This window comes from uncultured Fretibacterium sp. (assembly GCF_938040765.1).
Classification (GTDB): Bacteria; Synergistota; Synergistia; order Synergistales; family Aminobacteriaceae; genus CAJPSE01.
In genome coordinates, this window is record NZ_CALIAA010000096.1 from 1 (window position 1) to 6,492 (window position 6,492).

Here is a 6,492-nt window from a genome sequence, read left to right on the forward strand (position 1 = left end):
GTAGATGTGAAGAGGACAAATCGTGTATGAAAGCGGTGTATTGAGGCGGTGGTGAGTGGTGTTCTCAAAACTTACAAGAAGGCTGAGTTACCTTTTTACGTCCGAGGGCCGGGATTTTCTGCGGCTTTACTGCTCCTGTGCAAAACGGGGGCGATACCGTCCCCTGAAAAACGTGTCCTTCAGGGGGGCTTTCCTTTGACGTCCCCGATGCGCCCAGTTTTTCTGGCAATACGTTGATATCTTCAAAAATCAGTCCTATTTTTTCCGTGCCGATACCCCCTCTCCCGTCATTTACGATTGTGGGGCGAACGTGGGCGTAAGCGTGGCTTACTTCAAAACTCTTTATCCCGACGCTAGGGTCGTGCCCTTCGAGCCGGACAGGGAGGTATATGATTATCTGAGTCGGAATTTATCTCGAAACAATCTCCTGGAAAACGTTGTCCTGCATAACGCCGCGGTTTGGACGCACTCGAAGGGGGTAAATTTTGCTTCGGATGGCGCCGATGGGGGGCATGTCGAGGAATGCCCGGGAGGGCGAGTCGTGCCCAGTATAGACCTGAAGGAGATGCTGCTGGGTGAAAAGTGTGTGGACCTTTTGAAGATGGACATCGAGGGTGCTGAAACGGTAGCGATACCTGCTTTGAAAGACGTACTCTCCCATGTGCGCCGCCTGTTTTGTGAGTACCATTCCTGGGGAGTGGAGCGGAACGGAACGTTGGGGAGCATCCTGGCGATTTTGGATGAGGCTGGTTTCCGTTATCGGCTCGCTCCTGTGGAGGGCTCTATGGCAACTCCCTTCGAGCATCAAGGCTCCCCCTGGCGGGGCAATATTTTCGCGGCCAACGAGGGCTTTTAGAGGCTTGTCTGTAGCTGCATCGAGTGTGGAGGCGGGTAAGTTATGAGGATCGTTTCCCGGCTGTTGAGAAAAATGGGGGCCTGTTTTCGTACCCCACCCCCGGTCTCCTTCGAGGAGAGACGTCTGCAACCGGTCAGCCGTCTCTTCGGCTTCGACCGGGGAATGCCGCTGGACCGTTATTACATCGAAAAATTTTTGCAGGAGCATTCCTCCTGCATTACGGGAGAGGTCCTGGAGGTGGCCGACGACGGCTATACGCGGAAGTTCGGACATAACGCCGTTCCGCATGTCCTGCACGTCGATTCCTCGTCGAGGGAGGCGACGATCACGGGAGACCTCTCGAAACCGGGGACGCTCCCCGAGGGGATTGCGGATTGTTTCATCTGCACGCAGACGTTCAATTTCATTTATGGCCTGGACGACGCAGTCCGGGGGGCCCATAAGCTCTTGCGTCCGGGGGGCGTATTGCTGGCGACGGTGAGCGGCATATCCCAGGTCAGCCGGTACGACATGGACCGCTGGGGGGACTATTGGCGTTTTACGGTTTTGTCGGCCCAAAAACTGTTTTCGGGACATTTTCGTGAGGCGGCCGTCAAGGGCTATGGAAATGTCTTTGTCGCCAAGGCGTTTTTGGATGGCCTCTCCGTGGAGGATGTGAATGATACGGGCCTGCTGGATTTTTACGATGAGGACTATACGGTTACGATAGGGGTTTTTGCGAGAAAATGAAGGATGCTATTCGACGGTGGATTCTAACGGGGCTTTCATGTCCTGCGGCAGCCTGCGTCCTGCGCCGTCTTTTGAGGGACGGCGTTTTTTGCGTCATGCTGCACCGGATAGGAGAAAAGGATCCGACGCGGCTGCCTCCCAACGAGGACATGAAGGTTTCACCCGCCTTCCTGGAACGCTTTATCATCGATGCCAGGCACAAGGGTTTCACTTTCCTTTCCGTCTCACAGCTGCACGCCGCCCTGACGGGAGAGGGGCCCTGGCCCTCCCGTTCCCTTGTCCTCGCTTTGGATGACGGGTATCGGGACAACCTGACCGAGGGGCTTCCCCTGTTCGAGAGGCATGGCGTTCCCTTTGCAATCTACCTGAGCACCGCTTTTATCGGCGGTTCCTGCGTGCCCTGGTGGTATGGCCTGGAGGGGCTGCTCTCCTCGCGGCCTGCTGTCCTCTGGGGAGGGCGGACCTGGGATATAAGGAGCGCTCCGGAGAAGAGCCGTCTCTTCATGCAGATTCGTGAACAGGCTTTGCTGGCGGACCAGGGGGCCGAGGCTTATGTCTCGGAGCTTTACGGGGACAACGATTACGATTGCGGAAGTGTTGAAGGCCTTTTCCTGACGTGGGACGAGGTTCGGGCATTGCAGTCTCACCCCTTGGCCGAGCTGGGGAATCACGGGCACCGCCACCTGAACCTGCAAAGGGTTTCCCGCGAGGCTGTCTGCAGGGAGTTCTCCTTGGCCAAGGAGGAGATAGCTCGGCAGACCGGGTGCGTTCCCTTACATTACGCTTACGCCTACGGTCTCTTCAGCGACGAGGCGCTTTCCGTCGTTCGAGAGATGGGCGCCCTTACCTGTATGACGACGGCTCCGGGACGCGTGTCGAGGGATGACGGGGAGAAGCTTTGGGCCCTGCCACGTTTCATGCTGTACGAGGGGATGTCGGTCGACGATTTGCTGGCTCGGTCGGCCTACGTTTCGCTGAGGAGGGGCCTCAGGGGATGAAAGGGGAACGGATAGCCGTTGTCCTCGCCTCTTTGGGGCCGGGGGGAGCCGAACGGATTATGGTTCGCCTCGCCGGACTTCTGGAACGGCAGGGATTTGCTGTCGACATCGTCGTTCCGGCGCCCCAGTCGGATGCCATGAAGGCCGGAGTCCCCGAGGGGGTGTCCTTGGTGGAACTCGATGGAGGACATTATTTCGAGTCGCTCCGTCTTTTCCACAGGATTTTCAAGACGAAAAATATCTTGATGCTTCCGTGGGCGTTTGTGGTCTTTTTCTGGAAACTCTTCGTCTCGACGAGGAGCCTGACGCATTATATCGGGCGCCGCAGGCCGGACCTCCTGCTGACGGCCCATTACAACGCCATGACGCTGGCGGCAAATTTCCTTGCCGGCAAGCCATCCCGGGTAGTCGTGACGGAGCACACGCTGCTTTCGGAGCACCTGAGGCGCCAGGTTGCTCCCGTCCGCGTTTGCTTTTCCACGATGTGCCGCCTTTTTTATCCTAAAGCCGATCGCGTCGTCGGGGTCTCCTCCGCCGTCGCCGCTGACTTGACCGCCCATTTTCGCGTCCCAGCGGACCGGGTTGGGCACATCTATAATCCCGTGGTGGGAAGCGCCCTGAAAAGGAAGGCGGAAGAGGCTTGCGTTCACCCGTGGCTGGCGGACAAAACGATCCCTGCCTTGATTTCCGTCGCGCGCCTGAGCCCCGAAAAGGATTTCGACACCCTGCTGGAGGCATTTTCCCTGTTGAGGCGGGCGATGTCGGTTCGATTGCTCGTCCTTGGAGATGGTCCGGACCGAGGCCGTCTCGAGCGCAGAGCTATGGATCTAAAGATCGATGCGGACATCGACTGGATGGGGATGGTTGCCAACCCGCTTCCGTTTGTGAGGGATGCCGACGCCCTGGTGTTGTCGACCTTCTACGAGGGGCTTCCGACGGTCCTGATTGAGGCGCTGTACGTCGGGACGACCCCGGTGGCGACGGATGCTCCGGGGGGGATTCGTGAGATTCTGGAGGACGGCAGGTATGGTTACATTGTCCCGATGCAGGATGCCCCCGCCCTCTCCGAGGGAATGCTGAAAGCCCTGTGCCAGCCGATGCCGAAGGGGATGCTGCAGGAGCGCGCCGAAGCTTTCTCCGAGAAACAGGCCGTTGACGCCTATCTGAATCTTTTGGGGATGATAGGAGTGGCGAGAGATGCGTGATATTAAAATGAGCATCGTCACCGTCTGTCTCAACGCTGCCGGGACGGTCGAGCAGGCCCTGGACAGCGTTCTCTCTCAGACCTGCCCTCCGTTCGAGTACATCGCCATCGATGGCGGTTCGACGGATGGCACCCGGTCGATCCTCGAACGCTATCGGCCGCGGCTGACCCATGTCGTCCTTGAGCCGGATGAGGGCATCTACGACGCCTTCAACAAGGGGGTGGCCCGCGCCACGGGGGATGTCGTCGGTATTCTCAACGCGGACGACCTCTACGCGCCCTGGGCCCTGGAGACGGTGGCGGAGGCATATCGGAAAAGCCCCGATACCGGTGTGTTTTATGGCAAGCTGGCCGTGGTGGACGAGGCGCGCCGCCGCTGGACGGTCTACCCGGTGGGCGACCACCGCCTCCTTACCGGTCGTATGAGCATCGCCCACCCCGCAACCTTCGTCGCGGTGCGGATGTACGAACGATACGGACTCTTCGATCCCTCCTGCCGGGTCTCGGGGGACTGGGAGTTCATTCTCCGTCTCTTCCGGGCCGGGGAGCGTTTCTGTGCCATCGATCGGGTGCTGACGGCCTTCCGCAACTCGGGGATCTCGTCGGCCTACACACCGCGCCTTCTGGCGGAGAACCGGCGGATTTATAACAGCATCCTGCCCCGTTGCCCGGCATGGAGGGCCATTCTCAAAATGCACCTGAAGCACTGGGGCAGGGGGTTGGTCAATGCGCTGGGGCTGGCGGAGGTTTATGCCCGCTATCGCGACGGACGGCTTTTGAACGCCGAGCGAACGGGGGCGTTCGACGGCGATTTCGAGGAGCTCTGGAGGCTCCTGTCCCGACAGGATGACGGGAGCCTCTGAGCCATGGATGAGGCGAATCCGGATGAATCAAATCCCTTCGGAATCGGGATTCGTCGTACTGCGCCCGTCGGAGGAGACGTGCAGGGTCATATCGACGGTGGTCCCGCTTCGGATGTAGGGCAGGATCCTGACGTAGGAGGGATGGATGCCGGGCAGGGTCAGGCTTTCGTCCAGGCCGGCCCAGAAGAGCGGTCCCTCGTCGCTCTCCCGAAGCTCCCCGCTGAAGTCATGACAGACGAAGTAGTACGATACGTACTCCCGGTCCTCGCCGTCCCGGAATACGTGCAGGATCCCCGCGAAGGTCAGGTCTCCGACGGTATAGCCCGTCTCCTCCAGCATCTCGCGCGCGCAGGCGGCGCGAAGGGACTCCCCCCTCCGCTTTCGCCCCCCGGGCACCGTCGCCTCGCCCTTGTAGGGCTCCCTGGCACGCCGGATCAACAGAATTTTCTTGTCCCGAATCAGAAAACAAAAGACGATGGGGACGCAATAGGCGCAATGCTCCCAGCTCTCCGCACTCATCGGGGTTCCTCCTTCATCTCGATATACTGTACAATTTGTGGTCCGAAGCGGAATCCATGCTGAAAAAACTTAAGTTTTGCCGGTATCCGCCGCTGCAATCCATCGGTCGGCGTCCGACAGATTTTCCATGGCGTTGACGACGTTCGCGAACAGGTCGGGAACATCGCGGCGCAGGGTCTCCAGGAGGTCCTTCACGCGCCGGCGCTCCGTACCGCCCGCGAAGGGACAGACCGTCTCCAGGACCGGGAGCCCCAGCCGCTTCACCTCGTCGATGATCGCCGCCTCGGGAGAGGCGATCAAGGGCCGGATGACCGTGACGTTCGACCTCGTCATGTGGGCCGTCGGCTGGAAGCTGCGTGCCCGACCGGCCCGGAGAAGGTTCAAGAAGAAGGTCTCCACAGCGTCGTCCAGGCTGTGTCCCAGCGCCAGCCGGTTGAAGCCGTTGTCGTGCGCCCAGGTGCTCAGCAGACCGCGCCGCATGTTGGCGCAGAAGCTGCACGGCGAACGCTCGGCGCGGTTCTCGATGATCTCCATGATGGGATGTTCGAGGGCCGTGTAGGGCACGTCCCGCGCGGTGCAGTACTCCCGCAGGTGCGAGACGTCCATCCCCGTCAGGGCGACGGTGCAGGCGGCCAGTTCGAAACGCACGGGGCTGCGGCGCCGGAGGTCGGACAGCGCGTGCAGCAGCAGCAGGCTGTCCTTTCCGCCCGAGAGTCCCACGACGATCCGGTTCCCCTCCGTGATCATGCGGTAACGCCCAAGGGCCCGGCCGATCCGGCGCCGGAGCGCCCGGCAAAGCGGTTCGTCCCAGAGCTTTTGCACTTCGATCATCTTTTGAGGAGCAGGGCGGCGAAAGGCGTGACGATCAGGACGATCACCGTGCGGAACAGGTGGAAGATCAGGGATACGGGCGTCTCCGCGCCGGCGTCCGACGCGGACAGGGCCATGCCGGAAAGGGCGCCGGGCGCCGTTGCGTACACGGCCGTCTGGAGATCGATGCCGAAGAAGTGCGTCACGACGAACGCCATGCCGATGCAGAAGGTCAGGAGCAGCGCGATGTAGAAGAGAGCCGCGGGGACGGCCTCGGGATGCGCGCGCAGCGACGCGACGTCCGAGTTGGATACGATGACGTAGGCAACGAGAAGCTGCGAGACGACGGAGAGCAGATCTCCGCTCGGCAGCTCGCCGAGCGTGGCCCCCTTGACGAAAAACCCGGCGACCATTCCCCCGACCATGACTCCGGAGGGGAGATGCAGAAGGCGTCCCAACAACCCGCCCAGAAGAACGGATACGGCGATGACGATCGATTCCCTCAAAATTGAA

At 60.6% G+C, this 6,492-nt stretch carries 8 protein-coding genes; 5 read left to right on the plus strand and 3 right to left on the minus strand.

Translation table 11 applies throughout. The features are described 5' to 3' along the window. The first annotated feature begins 289 nt into the window (after positions 1-289). From Q0176_RS03615 to Q0176_RS03635, 5 genes are all read left to right on the plus strand, one after another. Complete coding sequence (locus tag Q0176_RS03615) at positions 290-856, plus strand: FkbM family methyltransferase (RefSeq protein ID WP_299299336.1); 567 nt, start codon at positions 290-292, stop codon at positions 854-856. A 42-nt stretch (positions 857-898) separates the two neighbouring features. Beyond that, positions 899-1,585, plus strand: a complete 687-nt coding sequence (locus Q0176_RS03620; RefSeq protein WP_299299322.1) for a methyltransferase domain-containing protein — start codon at positions 899-901, stop codon at positions 1,583-1,585. A 149-nt stretch (positions 1,586-1,734) separates the two neighbouring features. Beyond that, positions 1,735-2,583, plus strand: a complete 849-nt coding sequence (locus Q0176_RS03625) for a polysaccharide deacetylase family protein (RefSeq protein ID WP_299299324.1) — start codon at positions 1,735-1,737, stop codon at positions 2,581-2,583. Continuing rightward, positions 2,580-3,788 carry a glycosyltransferase gene (locus Q0176_RS03630; protein ID WP_299299326.1) on the plus strand — a complete coding sequence of 403 codons (1,209 nt, stop codon included), beginning with the start codon at positions 2,580-2,582 and terminating at the stop codon, positions 3,786-3,788. The genes Q0176_RS03625 and Q0176_RS03630 overlap by 4 nt, the downstream gene beginning before the upstream one ends. Beyond that, on the plus strand, positions 3,781-4,650 hold the full coding sequence (locus Q0176_RS03635; RefSeq protein WP_299299328.1) for a glycosyltransferase family 2 protein: 870 nt from the start codon (positions 3,781-3,783) through the stop codon (positions 4,648-4,650). The genes Q0176_RS03630 and Q0176_RS03635 overlap by 8 nt, the downstream gene beginning before the upstream one ends. Positions 4,651-4,677: 27 nt before the next feature. Here Q0176_RS03635 and Q0176_RS03640 read toward each other — a convergent pair whose 3' ends face one another. The 3 genes from Q0176_RS03640 to Q0176_RS03650 form a co-directional block, all read right to left on the minus strand. Further along, complete coding sequence (locus tag Q0176_RS03640) at positions 4,678-5,169, minus strand: NUDIX domain-containing protein (protein WP_299299330.1); 492 nt, start codon at positions 5,167-5,169, stop codon at positions 4,678-4,680. A 69-nt stretch (positions 5,170-5,238) separates the two neighbouring features. Next, positions 5,239-5,991: an ATP-binding protein gene (locus Q0176_RS03645; RefSeq protein WP_299299332.1), complete on the minus strand. Its 753-nt coding sequence runs from the start codon at positions 5,989-5,991 to the stop codon at positions 5,239-5,241. A 5-nt stretch (positions 5,992-5,996) separates the two neighbouring features. Then, on the minus strand, positions 5,997-6,492 hold a 496-nt coding region (locus tag Q0176_RS03650), incomplete at its 5' end, for an AbrB family transcriptional regulator (protein WP_299299334.1).